This window comes from Mycolicibacter nonchromogenicus (genome assembly GCF_002101775.1).
Lineage (GTDB): Bacteria > Actinomycetota > Actinomycetes > Mycobacteriales > Mycobacteriaceae > Mycobacterium > Mycobacterium nonchromogenicum.
Map to the genome: position 1 here is coordinate 24,943 of NZ_LQPI01000046.1, position 21,087 is coordinate 46,029.

General features: G+C 70.0%; 13 protein-coding genes. 3 read left to right on the forward strand and 10 right to left on the reverse strand.

What is annotated here, in order from left to right:
- Position 1: 1 nt before the first annotated feature.
- Both AWC18_RS12080 and AWC18_RS12085 read right to left on the reverse strand, forming a co-directional pair.
- Positions 2–1,714: a family 2A encapsulin nanocompartment cargo protein cysteine desulfurase gene (locus AWC18_RS12080; protein WP_420093333.1), complete on the reverse strand. Its 1,713-nt coding sequence runs from the start codon at positions 1,712–1,714 to the stop codon at positions 2–4.
- A complete protein-coding gene (locus tag AWC18_RS12085; protein WP_064998316.1) occupies positions 1,656–2,579 on the reverse strand; it encodes a family 2A encapsulin nanocompartment shell protein in 924 nt (307 codons plus the stop codon). Before AWC18_RS12085 ends, AWC18_RS12080 begins: the two co-directional genes overlap by 59 nt.
- Positions 2,580–2,862: 283 nt before the next feature.
- On the opposite strand from AWC18_RS12085, the gene AWC18_RS12090 reads away from it, so the two are divergent.
- The gene (locus AWC18_RS12090) at positions 2,863–4,161 is read left to right on the forward strand and encodes a TQXA domain-containing protein (protein ID WP_085138885.1); all 1,299 of its coding nucleotides are present in this window, start codon (positions 2,863–2,865) and stop codon (positions 4,159–4,161) included.
- Here AWC18_RS12090 and AWC18_RS12095 read toward each other — a convergent pair.
- The 4 genes from AWC18_RS12095 to AWC18_RS12110 form a co-directional block, all read right to left on the reverse strand.
- Positions 4,158–5,510 (reverse strand): M1 family metallopeptidase, encoded by a 1,353-nt coding sequence (locus tag AWC18_RS12095; protein WP_085138886.1) that lies wholly within the window; start codon positions 5,508–5,510, stop codon positions 4,158–4,160. The genes AWC18_RS12090 and AWC18_RS12095 overlap by 4 nt on opposite strands.
- Positions 5,507–9,433, reverse strand: coding sequence for a Pls/PosA family non-ribosomal peptide synthetase (locus AWC18_RS12100; protein ID WP_085138887.1), 3,927 nt, complete (start codon positions 9,431–9,433; stop codon positions 5,507–5,509). The genes AWC18_RS12095 and AWC18_RS12100 overlap by 4 nt, the downstream gene beginning before the upstream one ends.
- Before the next feature lie 72 nt (positions 9,434–9,505).
- Positions 9,506–10,777, reverse strand: a complete 1,272-nt coding sequence (locus AWC18_RS12105; RefSeq protein ID WP_085138888.1) for an APC family permease — start codon at positions 10,775–10,777, stop codon at positions 9,506–9,508.
- Between the two features lie 15 nt (positions 10,778–10,792).
- The gene (locus AWC18_RS12110; protein ID WP_109560071.1) at positions 10,793–12,541 is read right to left on the reverse strand and encodes a hypothetical protein; all 1,749 of its coding nucleotides are present in this window, start codon (positions 12,539–12,541) and stop codon (positions 10,793–10,795) included.
- Between the two features lie 130 nt (positions 12,542–12,671).
- Between AWC18_RS12110 and AWC18_RS12115 the strand changes: the two genes are divergently transcribed.
- Positions 12,672–13,616 (forward strand): NAD-dependent epimerase/dehydratase family protein, encoded by a 945-nt coding sequence (locus AWC18_RS12115; RefSeq protein ID WP_085138890.1) that lies wholly within the window; start codon positions 12,672–12,674, stop codon positions 13,614–13,616.
- A 148-nt stretch (positions 13,617–13,764) separates the two neighbouring features.
- Positions 13,765–18,390, forward strand: a complete 4,626-nt coding sequence (locus AWC18_RS12120; protein WP_085138891.1) for a cation-translocating P-type ATPase — start codon at positions 13,765–13,767, stop codon at positions 18,388–18,390.
- Between the two features lie 10 nt (positions 18,391–18,400).
- On the opposite strand, the gene AWC18_RS21665 is transcribed toward AWC18_RS12120, so the two are convergent.
- The 4 genes from AWC18_RS21665 to AWC18_RS12135 all read right to left on the reverse strand — a co-directional run bounded on the left by AWC18_RS21665 (position 18,401) and on the right by AWC18_RS12135 (position 21,009).
- On the reverse strand, positions 18,401–18,571 hold the full coding sequence (locus AWC18_RS21665) for an Rv1535 domain-containing protein (RefSeq protein ID WP_165758001.1): 171 nt from the start codon (positions 18,569–18,571) through the stop codon (positions 18,401–18,403).
- Between the two features lie 72 nt (positions 18,572–18,643).
- Complete coding sequence (locus AWC18_RS12125) at positions 18,644–19,003, reverse strand: DUF2304 domain-containing protein (RefSeq protein WP_064997688.1); 360 nt, start codon at positions 19,001–19,003, stop codon at positions 18,644–18,646.
- Complete coding sequence (gene ppgS / locus AWC18_RS12130; RefSeq protein WP_085138892.1) at positions 19,000–19,698, reverse strand: polyprenyl-phospho-N-acetylgalactosaminyl synthase PpgS; 699 nt, start codon at positions 19,696–19,698, stop codon at positions 19,000–19,002. The genes AWC18_RS12125 and ppgS overlap by 4 nt, the downstream gene beginning before the upstream one ends.
- A gap of 27 nt (positions 19,699–19,725) precedes the next feature.
- Entirely contained in the window at positions 19,726–21,009 is a 1,284-nt protein-coding gene (locus tag AWC18_RS12135) for a polysaccharide biosynthesis protein (RefSeq protein ID WP_420093336.1), read from the reverse strand.
- Between the last annotated feature and the right edge of the window lie 78 nt (positions 21,010–21,087).

A 21,087-nucleotide genomic window follows, 5' to 3' on the forward strand; every position in this document is an offset into this window, starting at 1 on the left:
GCTAGGCGCTCCCTTCGGCGATGCGCCGTACGGCTCTGATGAAAACGTCGATCTCTTCAAAGGTGTTGTAGAACGCGAACGACGGTCGCACGGTGGCCTCCAAGCCGTAGCGGCGCAGGATCGGCTGCGCGCAGTGGTGACCGGCACGCACCGCAATGCCCTCGGAGTTGAGTGCCTTGCCCACTTCCACCGGGTCGTGGCCGGCCAGCACGAACGACAACACGCTGGCCTTCTCGTCGGCGGTGCCCACGAGCCGCACCCCGGGGATCTCGGCCAGGCGTGGTGTGGCGTACTCCAGCAGGGCGTGCTCATAGGCGGCGATGCGCTCAATGCCGACGCGTTCCACGTAGCGCAGGGCTTCGCCGAGGCCCACCGCGTCAGCGATGTTCCCGGTCCCCGCCTCGAACTTGTTGGGCGGTTCCTGATACAGCGAGCGTTCCAGGGTGACGTCGGCGATCATGTTGCCTCCACCCTGCCACGGCGGCGTCTCGGCCAGCGCCTCTTCGGTGCCGTAGAGCACTCCGATCCCCGTGGGGCCGAAGATCTTGTGCCCGGAGAACGCGAAGAAGTCCGCGCCCAGCGACTGCACGTCGATGGGGATGTGGGGAATCGACTGCGCCCCGTCGATCAGCACTCGAGCGCCGTAGCGGTGCCCGAGCTCGACGATGTCATGCACCGGGGTGACGGTGCCCAGCGCGTTGGAGACATGCGTGGCGGCAACGAGTTTGGTCCGCGGACCCAACAGATCTTCGAATTCGCCCAGCAGCAGGTTGCCCGCGTCGTCCACCGGCGCCACCTTCAGCACCGCCCCGGTCTTCTTCGAGATCAGCTGCCACGGAACGATATTCGCGTGGTGCTCCAGGTGGGTGATGACGATCTCGTCGCCGGGGCGCAGATTCTTGCCGCCCCAGGCATAGGCCACCAGGTTGATCGCCTCGGTGGTGCCGCGCACGAAGACGATGTCCTCGCTGCGCGGCGCACCCACGAAGCGCCGCACAGTGTCACGGGCGTCTTCATAGGCGTCGGTGGCACGGGCTGCGAGCTCGTGTGCCGCCCGGTGGATGTTGGAGTTCTCGTGGGCGTAGAAGTACGACAGCCGGTCGATCACCGCCTGCGGCTTCTGCGTGGTGGCGGCGTTGTCGAACCAGATCAACGGCTTGCCGTTGACGGTCTCGCGCAGGATCGGGAAGTCCGCGCGTACCGCGTTGACGTCGAAGATCTCGTGTGAGTCCGGCACCGTCGGAGCCGGCTCGGCGGCCGGCACCCGATGCGACAGGAAGGCGTAGTTGGCCTCGTCACCACCGGCCGCCGGCACGGGGGTGCCGTGCCAATCCAGCTGCGGAACCGTCGGCGCACTCCCCGGCCAGCCGGGGGCCGACCCACGCGGTGCGACACCGACGACCCCGGCCGGGGAACCGGCCAGCACCCCGGGCGCCGTCGGCACGATGCCGCGCGGCACCGCGAACGCGGAGAGATCGGCCAGGCCCGGCGGCAGCAGCCCGGACGCGTCGGGGACACCGCCCCGAGGCGCCACCGCGGTGGTCTGCGGCGGGGAGTCCGGGCCGGGTCCGCCGGCGGCGAACAGCTGGTTGGCCAGAACCTCCAGCTCAGCCGCGCTGATCGGCAGGTCGCCCCCGGTGCCTACCGGCCTGGGGTCACTTGTACTCATGGAAACGGTCCACCGCGACGTCGTCGAGCACAGCGAGCGCATCATCGGTGAGAACGGCCAGCGAGTTGTACAGCGTGACCAGGTAGGACGCGATCGCCGACCGGTTGATGCCGGTGAACCGGACCGACAGGCCCGGTGCCTGCTCGCCGACCAGGCCGGGCTGGAACAACCCGACGACGCCCTGACGCTCCTCGCCGGTGCGGATCAGCAGGAACTTGGTCTTGGAGTCCTCCACCGGCACCTTGTCGCTGGGCACGATCGGGATGCCGCGCCAGGTGATGAACTGTGCACCGAACAGGTTCACCACCACCGGCGGCACCCCGCGGCGGGTGGCCTCGCGACCGAAGGCGGCCACCCCCAGCGGGTGGGTCAGGAAGAAACCGGGGGTCTTCCACACCTTGGTGATCAGCGAATCCAGGTCGTCGGGGGTGGGCGGGCCGGTCAGGGTGGAGATGGTCTGCTCCGGCGTGACTTGGGCCAACAGGCCGTACTCGGGGTTGTTGACCAGTTCAAACTCCTGGCGTTCCTTGATGGTCTCGATGGTCAGCCGCAGCTGCTGTGCGATCTGGTCGTGCGGGCTGGAGTACAGGTCGGAGACCCGGGTGTGCACATCGAGCAGCGTCGAGATCGAACGCAGGGTGTACTCGCGGGGGCTGGTCTCGTAGTCCACGAACGTCTGCGGCAGTGGTTCTGCCGACCCGGCGCCCTGCTCGGCGGCAATGGCGACCTCGTTGGGGTTGACCACCCGGTTCACCCGGTAGATACCGGCCTCGACGGGGACCCAGTTCAGGAGGTGCAGCAGCCACCGCGGCGTGATGGTCGACAGCTGCGGGACGGTCTTCGTCGCATTGGCAAGCTGCCGTGCGGCGAGGTCCCCCAACGCCTGAGATTCGTTCTGAGCGGACGTCATTGCTTCCTCCTGATGAGTAACGGCGCCAATCATGGACTATCGTCCCGGTTTGCCCACCAGTTGCGCTCAGGGCGAATTGAAACCTCGCTGTTCGCGCTGCTGCGGTGCATGTCGTAGGGTATGCCTATGTCGAACATCACGCTGCCGCAGCCGCACGTTTCGTGCCGCCCTGCCGCGTGCTGTTGTTGTTGATCTTCTGACGCCCTGATTCCTCTGCGTCGCAGCCCGCCCTCTCTCGGCGAGATGCTGCCGTGCGCGCTTCAGACCAGAAAGTCGACTCGGCATGACCGTTTCAACCCCCGTTCTTCCCCTGCTCGACACCGAACCCACGGTTTCCGTCCGCCGCCGGGTGCAGCCCCGTCCGGCCGTCGACATCGACCGGATGACCCGCTATCACGGCGGCACGTATTCGCACACCGTGGACCGGATCGTGTTCACCGACGGAACGAGCGCGCGCACCGATCTGATTCGCCTGAACCCGGGCATCGCGGCGTACTCGCTGGACTTCCACGGCATCGCCCCCACGCGGCCGTCGCAGTACCGGATCGACACCTGGTCGGCGGTTCCGAACCTGCGTGCTGACGCCCGTGACCCCCGAGAGGTTCAGGTCGACTGGATCCTGCGCAACTCGGTTCCGCGGCTGACCACCGTCGAGTTGAGCCGTCGGCTGCGCGAGGCCGGACATCGGCTGGGCCGCGGCAACATCACCGAACATGAGGCGATTGCCGCCACCCAGGCCGCGATCTGGCGGTTGACCAACGGTCTGGAGCTGGACACTCGTGCCCGCACCGAACCGGTCCGGGTGCTGCGCGACGCCGACGGGGTGACCGTGGAGTTCGAAGAGGCCCTCGAGTTGGGCGGCTACACCGTCGAACTGCTCGCCGCCGGGCCGGTGACGGTGACGCTGCACAAATCCGACGACGGCCGTGCCTGGCGGGAGGTGAAGTCGTCGCGGCTGGCCGTTGAGACCACCGGCTCTCATCGCAAGGCGCTCGGCGTGGGCGCCACCGTCGGGGGGCACCGGTTCTACCGTCTGGCGGTGGCCGGGTCGGCGACCTCAGCCACCCTCGGCGATGTCGACTTCGGGCTGCACGGCACCAGCACCTACCGCAATGCCGACCGCATCGTGGCACTCTACGGCTATCTGCTGGCCGGTGCGGCACGAGCGCGCACCACCGCACCCGGATTGAACACCTCGGACGCCGTCCTGGCCGACGGTCTGGTGGGGCCGCTGCGCCTGTCGGTCGCAGACTCCGCGGAACTCAGCGCCGAGGGCGCGGTGCTGCTGGACGCCGACGGGAACGAGTTGACCGGTCCGGTGGAGCCGGGCAGCGTCTTCTACCTGCGTCCGCGCCCGGGCGCGGTGTCGGCGCGAGTGCGCGTCACGGTGCCCGGCACCGAAGACGGCTACGGCGGCCGGGTGCTCACCGGCATCGCCGGCGACCAGGAATCGCCGATGTTCACCCCGGTGGCACTGGCGGTGCCGGCCGCGCTGGTCGTCGACTTCGACCTGAGCTGGTCGCAACGGCGGGTCCTGCCGCACCGGTCCCGGCGGCCGCGGTCAGCAGCCCGATCCGCCTAGGAGTCGGCCAGCGGCGGCAGTGCGGTGGAGTACAGCCAGGCCTGCCACAACGGCTGTAGCGGTTCGTCGGTGTATCCGGCGGCCAGCGCGGTGAAGTCTTCGGTGCCGGCGTTGCCGTGGCGGTAGCGCGACGTCCAGTCGCGCAGCAGCGTGAAGAAGGCGTCGTCGCCCAAGCGGCCGCGCAGCAGATGCAGCGTGAGCGCTCCGCGCTTGTACACCCGGTCGTCGAACATGTCGGCGGGCCCGGGATCGGCCAGCAGCAGATCCTGCGGCAGGCCTGCCAACTGCCGGTGGTAACGCCGCGCCAACTGGTCGGCGCTGGACCCCCCGGCATGCTCGGACCACAGCCATTCGGCGTAGCAGGCGAACCCCTCGTGCAGCCAGATGTCACTCCAGCGCCGCAGGGTGACGCTGTTGCCGAACCATTGGTGGGCCAGTTCGTGGGCGATCAGCCGGGAAGATGCTCCGGTGCCGTCGCAGTGATTGGCCCCGAAGATCGAAATCCCCTGTGCTTCAAGGGGTATCTCCAAGTCGTCGTCGGTCACCAGCACGGTGTAGCCGGCCGCCAGCGGGTAGGGGCTGAACAGGCGCACAAACAGCTCCATCATCTGCGACTGTTGCGCGAAATCCCGTTCGAACTCCCTCTGCAGGCGCGCGGGCAGCACCGCGCGGATCGCCACCGCCGAGCCCGGCAGTCGGCGGGTCACATACCGGCCGATCTGCAGGGTGACCAGATAGGTCGGGGTGGGCTCGGCCTGCTCGTAAGTCCAGGTGGTGCGCGAGGCCTGGACCCGCCGCGACAGCAGCTCGCCGTTGGCCAGCGCGTAGTAGGGGCTGTCGGTGCTGATCTGGATCCGGTAGCTGGCCTTGGTGCAGGGGTGGTCGTCGCAGGGGAACCACGACGGTGCGCCGTTGGGCTGCCCGGAGACCAGCGCCCCGTCGGACAGCTCCTCGAAACCCACTTCACCCCAGAGGGTTTCGCTGGGGCGCGGTGAACCCGAGTACCGGACCACGATCACCAGTGCGGCACCGGTAGGCACCGTGGCGGCCAGCTTGATCCGCAGTTTGGCCGCTGAGGCCCAGAATCGGGCAGGTGGGCGACCGTTGACCCAGACCTTGGCCACCGACAGCGTCTCGGCCAGGTCCAGGCTGACCTCGCGCAGTGCGGACAGCGCGATCGCGGTGATGTTGGCGGTGCCCGAGAGCCGGTTACTGGCGACCTTGTATTCCAGATCGAGTTCGTAGCGCGAGACCCGGTAGCCACTGTTGCCGCTGTCGGGCAGATAGGGGTCTACGGCCGGCGCGGGGGCCTTGGCCGCCTTCGGCGGAGTCTTGGCGGGCTTGCTCATGCCGCGGGCTCCTGACTCGCGGGGGCCGACGCGCCGCGCTTTTTGCCCGGCACCAGCCACGGCGCAATCGGATTGCCCTGCCAGCGAGTGCCCGCCGGTACCTCGTCACCGCGCATCACCAGCGAAGCAGGCCCGACGGTGGCGCCGGCGCCCAGCCGGGCCGCGGGCAATGCCACACAGTTGGGTCCCAACGTGGCGCCGGCGTCCAGCGTGACGGTGTCCATCTGCATGATCCGGTCGTGGAACAGGTGGGTCTGCACCACACAGCCGCGGTTCACCGTCGCGCCGGGGGCCAGCGTCACCAGGTCGGCTTCGGGCAGCCAGTACGTCTCACACCACACGCCGCGGCCGATGCCGGCGCCGAGCGCGCGTAACCACAGATTCATCACCGGGGTACCGGTCGCGGCGCGGGCGAACCACGGGGCGGCAACTGTTTCGACGAAGGCGTCGGAGACCTCGTTGCGCCACACGAACGACGACCACAGCGGACGCTGTGCCGCCCGGATCCGCCCCACGATCAGCCACTTCGCGGCCACCGCACTCCCGCCGGCGACCGCTCCCGCGGCCAGTAGCGTCACGCCGCTGCCCAGGGCGGTCCAGCCATAGCCGTACTGCGTTGCCCCCCACTGCAACACGCCCAAGACCGCGGCACCGATCGCAAAGGTCACCATGACCGGGATCAGCCGGAAGGTCTCCATGACCGCCCGCATCAGCTTCAGAGCCAGCGGAGGGTCGAACGTTCGCTCGACGTCGAGGTCGGCAGCCTTACGCCGCAGTCGCACCGGCGGGCTGCCCAGCCACGACGAGCCGGTCTTGGATTTGTGGGGTGCTGTCGACAGCACAGCCACCAAGGAGTTGTCGGGAACCTGCCGGCCCGGCTGGGTGATCCCAGAATTGCCCAGGAACGCACGCCTGCCGATGGTGGCCGGCGCGACATGGATCCAGCCGCCGCCCAACTCGTAGGACGCCACCATGGTGTCGTCGGCGAGAAAGGCACCGTCGGCGATCGTGGTGAACTTCGGAATCACCAGCGCGGTCGAGATCTCGGTGCCACGGCCCACCTCGGCGCCCAGCAGGCGCAGCCACCACGGCGTGATCAGGCCCGCGTAGAGCGGGAAAAGGTATTCGCGTGCGGCGTCCATCAAGCGTTCGGTGGCCCACAGTTGCCAACCCACCCGGCTGCGCACGGGGTGGTAGCCGTCGCGCAGGCCGATCGACAACAGTCGCACCCCGATCACGGTCAGCGCGGCGTAGCCGAACATCGCGACCAGTGCGGCCGGCGGGATGCTCAGCACCGCCGGGCGGATCGCCTCGCCCAGGGTGGCGCAGTCACGGACCGCGTAGACCAGCACGGCCAATCCGGCGCCCAGCGCCAGCAGCGGGAGGGCGGCGAGCGCCAGCGATGTCAGCCCGTACACCGCGGCCCAGATCCGGCGCGGGGGCGGCCGGTGATCCGGCCAGGGGTGGTGTGCCTTACCGGATTTCACGGCCGGCGACCCGGTCCAGTACTGGCCCTTCTTCACCTCGCCGACCACCCCGGACCCGGGAGCGACATCGGCGTCCTTGCCGATCACAGCGCCGGGAAACAGCGTGGTGCGGGCCCCGATGGTGGCATCGTTGCCGACCGTCATCGGACCGACGTGGAATGCGTCGCCGTCGATCCAATGCCCGGCCAGGTCCACCTCCGGCTCGATGGAACACCGGTGGCCCAGCGTCAGCATCCCGGTCACCGGCGGGGCGGAGTGCAGATCCACGCCCTCGCCGACCTTGTTACCCAGCGCCCGCGCGTAATACACCAGCCACGGTGCGCCGGACAGATTCTCGGCGCCACTGGCGGTGGCGAGCCGCTCGGCGATCCACACCCGCAGGTGCTCGGGGCCGCCGCGGCGATAGGTGCCCGGCCGCAGATTGGCAAGCAGTGCGCGCGCCCCCAGTGCGGCGATGCCCATCCGGCCCAGCGGGGTCACGAACAGCACGAACGCGGCGATCACCCACCACCAGTTCAGTCCCACCAGCCAGGGCAGTGGGCGCACCGCCAGAACCACGTTGTTGAGCAACGCCAGCCACGTCACCCACTGCAACCCGGTCAGCGTGGCCAGCGGCACCGACAGCAGCACCTGCGCGGCTTGGGTCTGCCACGGTGTGGGCTCAATCGTGCGGGACGCGGCCTGCTCGTCGGGATCGCGCCGACCCATGTCGTCGAGAAACCCGGCTAGCGAGCCGAGTCGGGGACGGTCGTAGAGCTGGGCGACGGTGGTCTGCGGGTAGCGCTGCCGCACCGCGGCCACCAGCTGTGCGGCCTGCAGCGATCCGCCGCCGAGCGCGAAGAAGTCGGCCTGCTCGTCGTCGACGGGAGCGCCCAGGACGTCGCGCCACAGTCCGGCCAGCCAGCCCAGCGTGCTGTCCGGGTCGGCCCCGAGAACTCCGCCGGGCAGGGCACCCGGCTCCGGTCCCACCGGCCAGGGCAGCGCATCGCGGTCCACCTTGCCCGACGTCCGGGTGGGCAGTTCGTCGACCAGCACCAGCCGGGGCACCAGCGCGGCGGGCAGTTGCCGGCCCAGTGCGGCGCGCGCGGCCTCCAGATCGAAGTCCGGATCGGTGCTGACCAGGTAACCGACCAGCAGGGGGCTCCCGGTGGCGCTGGTCCGCACCGCCGCCGCAGCGCCGCTGACCCCGGGAAGTGTCACCAGGGCGCTGTCCACCTCACCCAGCTCGATGCGCCGGCCGCCGACCTTGACCTGGTCATCGGCTCGGCCGCAGAACACCAGCCCGTCGGCGTCCAGTCGCACCAGATCGCCGCTGCGGTAAGCCCGCGGCCATCCCAGCGCCGGCAACGGCGCGTACTTCTCGGCGTCGCGGTCGGGGTCCAGGTAGCGGCCCAGCCCGGCGCCGCCGATCACCAGCTCGCCCACCTCGCCGGTGGCCACCGGCGTCTCATCGGGGCCGAGCACGGCCAGGTCCCAGCCCATCAGCGGCAGCCCGATCTGTACCGGGCCGGTGCCGTCGAGCCGCGCCGCGCAGGCCACCACCGTGGTCTCGGTGGGGCCGTAGGTGTTCCACACCTCGCGACCGTCCACCGCCAGCCGGGCCACCAGCTCCGGTGGGCAGGATTCGCCGCCGAAGATCAGCAGCCGGACCGCCTCGAGCGCCTCGGCCGGCCACAGTGCCGCCAGCGTCGGCACCGTGGAAACCACGGTCACGTCGCGCGCCACCAGCCACGGCCCCAGGTCCATCCCGCTGCGCACCAGTGACCGTGGTGCCGGGACCAGGCAGGCGCCGTAGCGCCAGGCCAGCCACATCTCTTCGCAGGACGCGTCGAACGCCACCGAAAGCCCGGCCAATACGCGGTCGCCGGGCCCGATCGGGTTGTCCTGCAAGAACAACTGGGCTTCGGCGTCGACGAAGGCCGCCGCGCTGCGGTGCGTGATCGCCACGCCTTTCGGGGTGCCGGTGGACCCCGAGGTGAAGATGATCCAGGCGTCGTCGCTGGTCTTCGGTGCGGTGGCTCGCCAGCCGCGCGACGTACCTGGGCCGCGGGTCAATCCCCGTTCGGTGATCACCGCGGCCACCTGGGCTTCGCTGAACACCAGCTCGGCGCGCTCGGGTGGGTCGTCGGCGTCGACCGGCACGTAGGCCGCGCCGGCGGCCAGCGTCGACAGGATCGCCACGTACAGCGCGTAATTGCCCGACGGCATTCGGATGCCGATGCGATCGCCCCGCCCGATGCCGCGTGCCCCCAGCCACGCGACACTGTCGGTGATGTCCTCGATCAGCTCCGCATAGGTCAACACCACATTGCCGTCGTCGATGGCGGGCGCGTCGGGGTAGCGGGCGGCGGTCTCCTGCAGAATGTCGATCAGGGTGCGGGCCTGCGGCGCCGCGGAACCGCGCAGGTATTGCGCAGGGACTTGCAGTGAGGGCACGACTGTAGAACGTACCCAGCGCGGTCGCGGGTCGCGGCGCGTCGTGGTCGGCTCGGCGCGTTGTTCCTGGGCCTACTGTTGGTGCCGCCCGCGTCGGCGGTGCACGCCGTAGCCGGCGATGCCCACGGCGAACACCACGAGCCCGGCCAGGACCGAGCTGAGTGGCAACGCGAACGCGACGACGACGCAGCCCACCAGGCCGATGATGGGGATCGGACGCGACGGCCGTCCCTCGGCGGGGGACAGGGTCGCGGCCGCGGCGTTGGCCACGGCGTAGTACACCAGGACCGCGAACGAGGAGAACCCGATGGCGCCACGGATATCGGTCGTGGCGGCCAGTACGGCGACTACCAGGCCGACCGCGATCTCGGCGCGGTGCGGCACCCCGGACCGGGGATGCACCGCGGTCAGATATCCGGGCAGATACCGGTCACGGGCCATGGCCAGGGTGGTCCGCGACACTCCCAGAATCAGGGCCAATAGGGACCCGGTGGCCGCGAGAATCGCTCCGATCTGGACTGCCAGGCTCAGCTTGCCCGCCCCGGCGGCCGTCACGACCTGCGCCAGGGGCGCGGATGCACCGGCCAGACCTTGTGGGCCAAGAACTTTCAATGCCGCCACCGCCACCAGCGCGTACACCACCAGTGTGATGGCCAGGGCGATCGGGATCGCGCGGGGAATGGTGCGGGCTGGGTCCCGCACCTCCTCGCCCAGCGTGGCGATGCGGGCGTAGCCGGCGAACGCAAAGAACAGCAGGCCCGCTGCCTGCAGCACCCCCGGCACCGACACCGCCGAGTGGTCGAACCGCAAGGAGTGCGTGGCTTCGGCGCCCAGGGCGGTCACCACGACCGCAGCCAGCACCGCCAGCACTGCCGCCACGATCACCCGGGTCAGCCACGCCGATTTCTGCACGCCCAGCACGTTGACGGCGGTCAGCCCGACCACCACCGCCACCGCGATCGCATGCCCGTGCGCGGGCCACGCATAGATACCCACGGTCAGGGCCATCGCCGCGCACGACGCGGTCTTGCCGACGACGAATCCCCACCCGGCCAGATACCCGAAGAAAGGGCCCAGTCGCTCGCGCCCGTACACGTAGGCGCCGCCGGAGGTGGGATACCGTGCCGCCAGCCGCGCCGTGGAGGTCGCGTTGCAGTAGGCGATGACCGCCGCCACGACCAATCCGATCAGCATCGCCGCGCCGGCGGCGTGGGCCGCCGGCGCCAACGCCACGAATATGCCGGCGCCGAGCATCGAGCCGAGCCCGATCGTCACGGCGTCGAATGTGCCCAGCTGGCGCCGCAGTTCGCCGGATTTGCGCTGATGCGTCGCGTGATCGTCCATCACTCCCACCCGTCTCTACCGCGGCGCCAGGTAGCCGACCGGGCCGGCCGCGATGCAGACCGACAGCGCTGCGGTGTCGGCGCGCGCCGACACGTTGTGTCCGGCGCCGGGAAGCCGCACGAAGACACGGTTGAGGCCCGGTCGCACCCGCACGCGCACGTCGGGACCGTCGGACAGCGACAGTGTCATCGCGCCGTCGGAGTTGGCCAGATAGTTGATCTCGGCGGTCCAGTCCGCGGGCAGCAGCGGGCCGTCCAGCGCCAGGGTCGCCGGCCGGTCCGGCTGGATCAGATAACCGCAGTGCGGCACCGGGCCGGGCACCAGGGAGCGGACCCAGGTCACCTGGGCGTCGGTCACCGTCCCGATGTTGGTCAGCATCCGTAACTCAGTTGTCGCCGAAGCGAATTCGGGTCTGTCGCGAAGCAGCGCGAACAGGTGGCTGGCCAGGTTCTCCGGGTAGACGACGCGTTGCAGCACCAGCGGGTCGACCTCTTGGTCCAGCATCGGCGCATCGGAGCCGGCGCGGACGGCGGCCAGGCCGTGCCGCGCGTTCTGCAGGTACGTGCGAGCCGGATCGTCACGCCAGCAGGCCAGAAACGTCACCGTCGAGTACAGGCTGCTCGCGGTGAACGCGACGGCCAGGACGGTCACCGCCACGGTGCGCAGCGGTGAGGCGTCCAGCCACCGTGACGAGTCCCGATTCGGGGCGCCCAACCCCACCGCCCCCAGAATCGCCAGCACCACGACGAGATCAGCCAGGTAGCGCAGGGTTTGGGCCAACTCCAGGGCGGTGAACGCCGAGGAGCGCATCAGATAGATCGGCACCTGGCAGGCCGCCGCATATCCGGCCGCGGCCGCCCACACCGGCGCCACCCGGCGCTTGCGTGCCAGCGACACCGCCAACAGGCCGGCCAGCACCAGCCAGCCGAGCGTCATCACCACCGGTCCCGGCAGTGCCCACGGCGAGGCCGGGGCCCAACGTGCCCACGTCCACGGACCACCGGCCAGGCTCGGCACGATGCCGTGGGTGATCGAGCGCACCAGCAGGTCGCGGGTCATCTCGAGGTCGAAACTCCAGCGCTTCTGATTCACCACGGCCAGGTAGACCCCGATCCACCCCGCGGTCACCACCAGCATCGCCGTCCACATCCGCGCCCCGGCCCGCCACGTCCCGGCGATCGCACCGGCCAGTGATTGCCCACCGACATAGCTCAGCAGTGCGGTCACCGCGAAGGCGACGAATGGGATCACCGCGGACTTCTCGAAGAACAACAGGCCGCCCAGAAAGGCCAGGGTTGCGGTGAACGCGTAGCGCCGATTCCCGGTGCGCACCAGCAGGATCGCGTCGGCGCACACCCAAGCCAGCGCGGCGCACAGCGGCAGCGAGTTCAGCGCCGCCGCCCACCATGCGAAGGCCGGCAGACCCAACGGTGTCCACAGCGCGAAGGTCAGCGGTATCAGCAGCACCGGCCGCCAGCCCAGAATCACCCACAGCACCCGCAGCAGCGCGCACGACGACAGCAGTTGCAAGACCACCAGGCTGGTTGCGGGCGCCGCCCACTGCAGCGGCCACAGCTTGGAGAGGGCGCCGGCCACCAGATAGGCGCCCGGCATCACGTGTCCGTCGTGGTCGTCGAACAGGTAGGCCGGCGACAACAGCGGGTGGGTGCCGGCCCGGCCGATCAGGATCAGGTCGTCCCAGTAGAAGTAGCCCCCGAACGCCACCACCGCCCGCACCACCAGCCCGGCGGCGATCAAACCCATCGCCGCCCAGCACACCCAGGGCACAGCGGCGATTCGGGTGCGCATCTGCGGCCACCCCCTCCTCATCGCTTCGCTCCGCACCGTCGTCGGCGGGGCACCCGTCTTTCTTACCTGTCGGTATGGTGGGCCGGTGCGAGCACTGGTCACCGGGGCAGCCGGGTTCATCGGATCGACGTTGGTCGACCGCCTGCGGGCGGACGGGCACCAGGTAGTCGGGCTGGACAATTTCGCCACCGGCCGGGCCCTCAACATCGAGCATCTGGCCGGCGACGCCGACTTCAGCTTCGTCGAGGCAGACATCGTCTCCGGCGATCTGGAGGCGATCGTGGCGCAGCATCGCCCCGAGGTGATTTTCCATCTGGCCGCCCAGATCGACGTACGTCATTCCGTGGCCGACCCGGTCCTCGACGCCTCGGTCAACGTCATCGGCACGATCCGGCTGGCCGAGGCCGCCCGGAAGGCGGGCGTGCGCAAGATCGTGCACACCTCCTCGGGCGGGTCGATCTACGGCACCCCGCAGAGCTACCCGACCGGGGAAGACGTCCCGCCCGATCCCGCTTCGCCGTATGCGGCCGGGAAGGTGGCCGGTGAGATCTACCTCAACACCTTTGGCCACCTCTACGGCCTGCAGTGTTCGGCCATCGCGCCGGCGAATGTCTACGGTCCCCGCCAGGATCCGCATGGCGAGGCCGGTGTGGTGGCGATCTTCGCCCAGGCGCTGTTGGAGGGCAGGCCCACCAAGGTGTTCGGGGACGGCTCCAACACCCGTGACTACGTGTTCGTCGACGACGTGGTGGACGCCTTCGTCCGGGCCTCGGGTGAGCTCGGTAACGGGCAGCGATTCAACGTCGGCACCGGGGTGGAAACCTCCGACCGGCAGCTGCATACGGCGGTGGCGGCCGCCGTCGGCGCGCCCGACGACCCCGAGTTCCACCCGCCGCGCCTCGGCGACCTGAAGCGGTCCTGCTTGGACATCTCGCGGGGCGCGGACGTGCTGGGCTGGCGCCCACAGGTCTCGCTGACCGAAGGTGTGACACGCACCGTGGAGTACTTCCGGCAGGCCAAGACCTCCTGAGTCTGTGGCATACTGGCCGGTCGGAGGGGAGTATTCCCCAATTCGCAGTGTCGTCATCACGTCGCCCCTCATCGGGTGACCGGGGCTGTGGGCCGGGGCGCCGGCGGAAGAGACCTCCAGCGCTGCAATGACGCTGGAGGTTTAACCCATGGATGTGTTCGCACTCGGCCGTTTCGGACTGGACGCCGTAGGCGCCGTCGCCTCGGCGAGCCTGGATCTCGCTGCCATCCCGCTGCGCGAAGGCGCCAAGATTCTGGCCGGTGACCGCTCCGATCTGACCAGCCGGCGCAGCTGGCGCGGCGCCGGACGGGCCTGGATCGAGGTGCCCGGGCTCGATGACACCGACGGCGAAGATCTCGGCGCCCGGGTGCTGGAAGCCCTTCGGGCCCAGCCCGGCGTCACCTCCGTGCGGCTGAACCGCCCGCTGTCGCGGGTGATCGTCGAGATCGGCGACCACGTTTCACTGGCCGACCTGTGCGCCACGGTGGACGCCCTGGAAAAGCAGGCGCAAGACAAAGCCGCACTGACCGAGACCGCAGCGCTGCCCGGCGACGGGCTGCTGCTGGCCACCAAGGGTGCGATGGTGGGGGTCAACGCGGTGGGGTTGGCGATCGCCACCGTGGGCAGCGCGATGCGCCTGCCGGCCGCGCCCAAGGTCTTCGACGCCGCGGCGTCGGTGGCCCGCTACCAGCCGTTGGTGCGCAACGCTCTGGAAAGCCGGATCGGGCCGGAGAAGGCCGAGCAGGTGCTTTCGCTGGTCTCGCTCGGGGCTCACGTCATCACCATGTCGCCGGCGATCCTGGCGGTGGACCTGATGGTGGAGGGGCTCAAAGCCGCCGAGACCCGTGCCGGGGCGCTGGCCTGGAACCGCTACGAGCCGGAGCTGGCCCGCTTCGCAGAGCACTCCGACGTGCACATCTCCGCGCGGCCGATCCCGCGGCCGGACGGTGCCGCCGAGCGGTACATGAAGGGCGCCGCGATGGCGCAACTGGTCGCCGCCGGGGCGGTGGGCGCATTGACCCGCAACGTGGACATGACCTCGAGTGCGATCCTGGCCACCTCACCGAAAGCGGTGCGCACCAGCTGCGAGTCGTTCGCCGCGACGCTGGGACAGGGACTTGCCGATTCGCACGAGGTGTTGCCGCTGCGGCCGGAAAGCCTGCGTCAACTCGACAAGATCGACACCGTGGTCATCGACCCGCGGGCGCTGACCGGTGAACAACGCCGGGTGGTGCAGATCCGTGGGGCCGGCGAGCACGAGCTGCCGAAGGCGTGGAACAGCGCGCAGAGCCTGCTCGACAAGGCCGGACTGCGCCCCGGTTGGCACCGGGTTCCCGGCATGACGGGTCGCGGGTCGGCCAAGGAGCCGGTGGAAGCGTTGATCCTGCCCGCGCATCATGCGCTGGCCTCGGCGGTGGTGCTGGAAGGACGCGCCTCCGGCGCGGAGCTGGTCACGGTGGACACCGCGATCCTCGGCGAGCTGCGTCCGGGTTTCGACGACATCCGGCCGGTCTCCGGCGACGATCTCGACGGCGCACTGGCCGCGGCCGTGACCGATCTGCAGCAGTCCGGCCGCACCGTGGCGGTGCTGTCCACCTCAGCAGCGCAGGCGCTGGCGGCGGCGGATCTGGCGCTGGGTGTCATGCCGACCAGCGAAGAGGACGGCGTGCCTCCGCCGTTCTACGCCGACCTGCTGCTGGCCGACCTCGCCGGAGCTTGGCACGTGCTGCGCGCGCTGCCGGCCGCCCGCACGGCCACCGAGCGTGGGATCGCGATCTCGATCGGGGCGTCGTCTATCGCCGGGCTGCTGCTGGTCCGCGGGGTTCGGGCGACCATCCCCGGCGTCAGCACGGGACAGAGCCGCGGACCGGGCCCGGTGACCGTCGGTGCGGGCGCCGGAATGCTGTCGGGATACCTGCTGGCCCGACGGGTGCTGCGTGCGCACGCACCCAAGCCGGCACCGGCCTACGAGTGGCACGCCATGACAGTCGAGCAGGCGCGGGAGCTGTTGACGCCGGACGCGCTGACGCCGCTGTCCGAACGCGCGCCGGTGGATGCCGAAGCCCAAGGCGTGTTCTGGCCGTACTTCCACGCCGTGCGGGAAGAGTTGTCCGACCCGATGACGCCGATCCTGGCGCTGTGCTCGGCGGCTACCGCCATGCTGGGCTCGCCGATCGACGCGGTGATGGTGGGCACGGTGCTCACCGGCAACGCCATGCTGGCCGCCTACCAGCGGCTGCGGGCCGAGAGCCGGCTGAACACCCTGCTGGCCCAGCAGGCGCCGCCGGCCCGCGTCGTGCTGATGGACGCCGACGGTTCGCCGACCTACCACGAGATCCCCGCCGAACAGCTGCTGCCCGGTGACCTGATCGAGGTGCGCAGCAACGAGGTGGTGCCCGCCGACGCCCGGACCATCGAGGTGTCCGACGTGGAGGTCGACGAGTCGGCGCTGACCGGCGAATCGCTGTCGGTCGGCAAACAGCTGGACCCCACACCCGGTGCCGAGCTGGCCGAGCGCAGCTCCATGCTCTACGCCGGTACCACGGTGATCGCGGGCAAGGCGCTGGCCATGGTGACCGCGGTGGGTGCCGACACCCAGGCCCGGCGGGCTGCCGAACTGGCCGCCGGCGAGCTGCCCGAGGTCGGCCTGCAGCACCACCTGTCCCAGCTGATGTACCGGACCTTCCCGTACAGCGCCGCCGGCGGTGTGGCGGTCGGTGCGCTCGGCCTGTTGCGCCAGGGCGGCCTGCGGGTTGCGCTCGGCAATGCGATCGCGGTCGCTATCGCCGCCGTCCCCGAGGGGATGCCGCTGATGGCCACCCTGGCTCAGCACGCGTCGTCGCAGCGACTGACCAAAACCGGTGCGCTGGTGCGAATCCCGCGGTCGGTTGAGGCGCTCGGCCGGGTCGAGGTGGTCTGCTTCGACAAGACCGGAACGCTCAGTGAGAACCGTCTGCGGGTCGCCACGGTGCGCCCGCTCGCGGGATATTCCGACGACGACGTACTCGGCACTGCCGCACAGGCGGCGCCGGCTCCCGACGGTGCGGCTCACGCGCACGCCACCGACCAGGCCATCGTCGAGGGTGCGGCGGCCGCCGCCGGTGCCCGGCGCTGGACCGAACCCGACGCGCACCTGCCGTTCCGCTCCGGTCGCGCCTTCTCGGCGTCGGTGCTGGGAACGGAGCTGCTCGTCAAGGGCGCACCGGAAGTGGTGTTGGGGGCCTGCAAGAACGCCGACGCGAAGGTCGAGCAGCAGGTGGCTGAGATGGCGGCTCAGGGGTTGCGGGTGATCGCGGTCGCCCACGGCAAGCTGACCGCCGCCCAGGCGCGGGAGGTCCGCGAAGAGCCAGAAGCCACCGAACGGCTGGTGGGCAGCGGGGCCGCCGGTCTGACACTGCTCGGCTTCCTGGGCCTGGCCGACACTCCCCGGGCGGATGCTCCGCAGCTGCTGGCCGACCTGGCCGCCCGTGGTGTCGACATCCGGATGATCACCGGTGACCACCCGATCACAGCCACCGCGATCGCCGCCGAGATGGGCGTGACCGTCGCCCCCGAGCACGTCATCACCGGCTCGGAGTGGAATGCCTTGAACCGCAAGGAACAAGAGCGTGTGGTCTGCGAGCGGGTGATCTTCGCCCGGATGTCGCCGGAGAACAAGGTGCAGATCGTTCAGACCCTGGAGCGGGCTGGACGGGTGACGGCGATGGTGGGCGACGGCGCCAACGACGCCGCCGCGATCCGCGCCGCCACAGTGGGCCTGGGGGTTGTTGCGCACGGCAGCGACTCGGCGCATGCCACCGCCGATGTTGTGCTGACCGACGGCAAGATCGGCGCGCTGGTCGACGCGATCGACGAGGGCCGCCGACTGTGGAGGGGCGTGCAACTGGCCATCTCCGGACTGCTGGGCGGAAACGCCGGCGAAGTGATGTTCTCCGTCATCGGCACGGCGATCACCGGGAATTCACCGCTGAACACCCGGCAGCTGCTGCTGATGAACACCCTGACCGACGCACTGCCGGCCACCGCCGTGGCGGTGAGCACTCCCGCCGGCCCGATCGGTGACGCGGTGCCCGGACTCGACGAGCGCAAACTGTGGCGCGCGGTGGCGTTCCGCGGCGGAGTCACCGCCGCGGCGGGCACCGCCGCCTGGGCCATGGCCTCCGCAACGGGTCTGCCGCAGCGGGCCGCAACGGTGGCGCTGATCTCGCTGGTGACCACCGAACTCGGTCAGACCATTGTCGATTCGCGGGCACCGATGGTGCTGGCCACGGCCGCCGGATCCTTTGTGCTGTTCGCGGGGATGGTCTCCACGCCCGGGGTCAGCCAGCTGCTCGGTTGCACTCCGGTCGGCCCCATCGGCTGGGCGCAGGGTCTGGGCACAGCCGCCGCGGCCACCGCCGCAGTGGCCGTGGCCAGCCGATTCTCGAGCGCGACCAAGGCAATCGACGCGTCCCCCAAGGAGATCGAGCCCCCCGCCCGGGCGCTGACGCTGGTACCGGCGCTAGAGGCGCCGGCAGCCGAGAAGGCCCCCGCCAAGAAGGCGCCCGCCAAGAAGGCGCCCGCCAAGAAGGCGCCCGCCAAGAAGGCTCCGGCCAAGCCGGTCAAGAAGGCCCCGGTCAAGAAGGCCCCGGTCAAGAAGGCGCCCGCCAAGAAGGCGCCAGCCAAGAAGGCACCCGCCAAGCAGACGCCCGCCAAGAAGACGCCCGCCAAGAAGACCCCAGCCAAGAAGGCCCCGGCCAAGAAGTCTTCCGCGAAGCTGGAACTGGTGCGCTGAGGCCGTCGCGTTACGCCGGCTGAAGCAGGGTCACCTGCCGCAGCGGTCGCCTTGTCTCCGGGCATCGGGCCTCCAGCAGGCCGATGCGCCAGAGCGCTGCGTATAACTCGACCACCGGTACCGTCAGCAGCGCCGCGGTCGCGTCGGCCAGAGGTTCTGCCAGGACTTCGGTTGCCCGCATACCTGCAACGGTGCGGGCTCGATCAAGACAGCGGGCAAACCCACTGTTACCGCGGGAACAACTGTTGTCGAATTACTGGGTGGGTGGCGGTTCCAGCGGCTGGGGCGGTTGGGCTTGGGCGAGTGCGATTACCCTCGCCAGTCGGGCATAGCGCAACTCCAGATCGCGGAACCGCATATAGGTGCTCAGCGTGGTGAAGGCGAAAACCATGATCAGCACGTACAGCATCAGATCGGTGCCGCGACGCACCCCGAGCCAGTTGGCCAGCACGGTGGTGTCGTCGGGGCGCAGCACGGCGTAGATGCCGGCCACTACGAACACCAGATAGCCGACTTTCACCCAGGCTCGCGACTGGGCGGAGCGGCGCGACAACAGCAGGTAGACCAGCAGCATCAACACCGCCGCGATCAGCAGAACCTTGATCCAGTTCATCGCGACATCCTCTTGCGCAGCAATCCGTCGAACAGAATGTTGACACCGTTGAGCAGCGGCTGCCCCTTGGACTTCGAGTAGTCCGTGTAGAGCACCTCGACCGGCACTTCGCCTACCCGCCAGCAGTTTTCCGCGATGAGAGCGATGAACTCCCCGGCGTGGCCCATCCCGTTCAGGGCCAGGTCGAGACCATCGGCCACCCGCCGGTTGAACACCCGCAGTCCGTTGTGGGCATCGGAGAGCCCCAGTCGGCGTATTCGCGGATTGAGCCACACCGCGGCCCGCAGGATCACTCGTTTGAGCGGCGGCACCGCCGCGGCTGCATCAGGTGCGGCGAACCGCGTGCCGATGACGATGTCGAGGCCGGTGTTCTCGAGATGGTCGATCATGCGGATCAGGTCGGCCACCCGGTGCTGGCCGTCGGCGTCAAAGGTGGCGAACAGCCGGGCGCCGGGCTGGGCGCGGGCGAACTCGACCCCGGTCTGAATGGCAGCCCCCTGGCCGAGGTTGACCGGATGCCGCACGACGTAGGCGCCCGCGTGCCTTGCGGCGGCGGCGGTGTCATCGGTGCTTCCGTCGTCCACACAGACCACATCGTCGAAAACCGAACGGATCCCGGCGATCACGTCACCGATGACGGTCGCCTCGTTGAACGCCGGGACGATGACCCAGACATCGGGGTAGCGGGTGTCGATGGTCTCGAAAATACACGCTTGCCCGGCTCACGAATCGGTGCGCAACGCGGCCAGATGCACCGCGATTCCCACCAGGGGGCCGCACAGCAGAGCCACCACGGTTCTGGTCGACAGGTCCAACGGCAGCAGCAGGAGCAGGGTCGAGGCCACGGTGGCGCCCACCCAGCCCAGGGCGTAAGCCCGATGCAGTGCCGCGGCGACGGTCGCCGCCCCGGTCAGCGTCAACAGCGCGATCGCGGTGGCTGCTGTGGTCAGTCCGGCCAACAGCAACCCGTCGGCGCGATAATCCGCGCCGAAAACCGTGCGCAGCAGCCAGGGGCCGAGCAGGCCCGCCGCCACCGTGCCCACCGCGCCCAGCGCGGCGACCGACCCCGCCGGGGTGCGCAGTGCCCGCAGCCGGTGGCCCCGCTGGTCGACGAAGTGCGCGATCAGGTTGCCCTGCATGGCGGTCAACGGCACCAGCAGCGGTGCCCGGGTCACCGTGACCGCCAGGATCACCACACCACCCGCAGCCCCCAACTCGCCGTAGGTGGCCTGCAGCAGCACCGGAAATCCCATCACCAGGATCGCGCTGGCTCCGGCCGCGGTGATCGAGTGCGCGGCACCGCGCAGGAATCCCGCCGTGCTCACCTGGGTCAGCAGTCGCGCCGCGGAGCGGGCCGTGGGTGAGGCGGCCAGCAGCAGCAGCCAGGCCACCGCGCCGGCCACGGTGGCCCACAGGAACCCGACCAGGCCCCAGCCGATGACGAATGTCGCGGTGGCCACGGCCACCCGGATGCCGGCATCGGTCACCATCAGTGCGCCGTACTGCGTCCAGCGATTGGCGCCGGCCAACATGCCGAGCAGCGTGGCGTGTACCGCGAAGTTGGCCAGCCCGAAGCACAGCAGGCCGACCGACAACCAGCGCGCTTCGACGAAAACGTGGCCGCCCCACAGTGGCGAGCTGGCGGCAACCACCGCGGCCGCCACCAGCCCGGTCAATCCGGCAACCCGCAGTGGACGGGTGTGTGGCGTGGGGGAGTGGCCGGGCGCGGATGCGGGGCGCTCGGCGGCGAACCGGACTTCCCGCGTGGTCTCCTGCAGCAGGCCGTTCGCAGCGCCGTTGACCAGTCCGAAGGCTCCCCAGAACACGCCGAACACCGAGAACCCCGCCGGGTCCAGGTCGCGTGCGGCCAGATACAGCACCGCGTAGCCGCACAGGGCGCTGAGCAGGGTCGCGGTGCCGACCCGGGCCATACTGGCGCGGGCCACCGGCCCGGTGGCGAGCCCACGGGGTAACTCGGGGGATCCGGTACCGCCGACATCGGTCACCACGGCGCAAATACTAAGCGGGTTGCGGGGTACGGTCGGGCAGCCCGCTGAACCGACTCGCTGACCGGAGGCTCCCCG

Excerpts from the sequence above, each read along its gene's own strand:
- AWC18_RS12105 (WP_085138888.1), bottom strand. The coding sequence starts at position 10,777 with ATGGACGATCACGCGACGCATCAGCGCAAATCCGGCGAACTGCGGCGC.
- AWC18_RS12080 (WP_420093333.1), bottom strand. The coding sequence starts at position 1,714 with ATGATGCGCTCGCTGTGCTCGACGACGTCGCGGTGGACCGTTTCCATG.
- AWC18_RS21665 (WP_165758001.1), bottom strand. The coding sequence starts at position 18,571 with ATGCGGGCAACCGAAGTCCTGGCAGAACCTCTGGCCGACGCGACCGCG.
- AWC18_RS12110 (WP_109560071.1), bottom strand. The coding sequence starts at position 12,541 with ATGGGTTTGATCGCCGCCGGGCTGGTGGTGCGGGCGGTGGTGGCGTTC.
- AWC18_RS12095 (WP_085138886.1), bottom strand. The coding sequence starts at position 5,510 with ATGAGCAAGCCCGCCAAGACTCCGCCGAAGGCGGCCAAGGCCCCCGCG.
- AWC18_RS12090 (WP_085138885.1), top strand. The coding sequence starts at position 2,863 with ATGACCGTTTCAACCCCCGTTCTTCCCCTGCTCGACACCGAACCCACG.
- AWC18_RS12125 (WP_064997688.1), bottom strand. The coding sequence starts at position 19,003 with ATGAACTGGATCAAGGTTCTGCTGATCGCGGCGGTGTTGATGCTGCTG.
- AWC18_RS12085 (WP_064998316.1), bottom strand. The coding sequence starts at position 2,579 with ATGACGTCCGCTCAGAACGAATCTCAGGCGTTGGGGGACCTCGCCGCA.
- AWC18_RS12120 (WP_085138891.1), top strand. The coding sequence starts at position 13,765 with ATGGATGTGTTCGCACTCGGCCGTTTCGGACTGGACGCCGTAGGCGCC.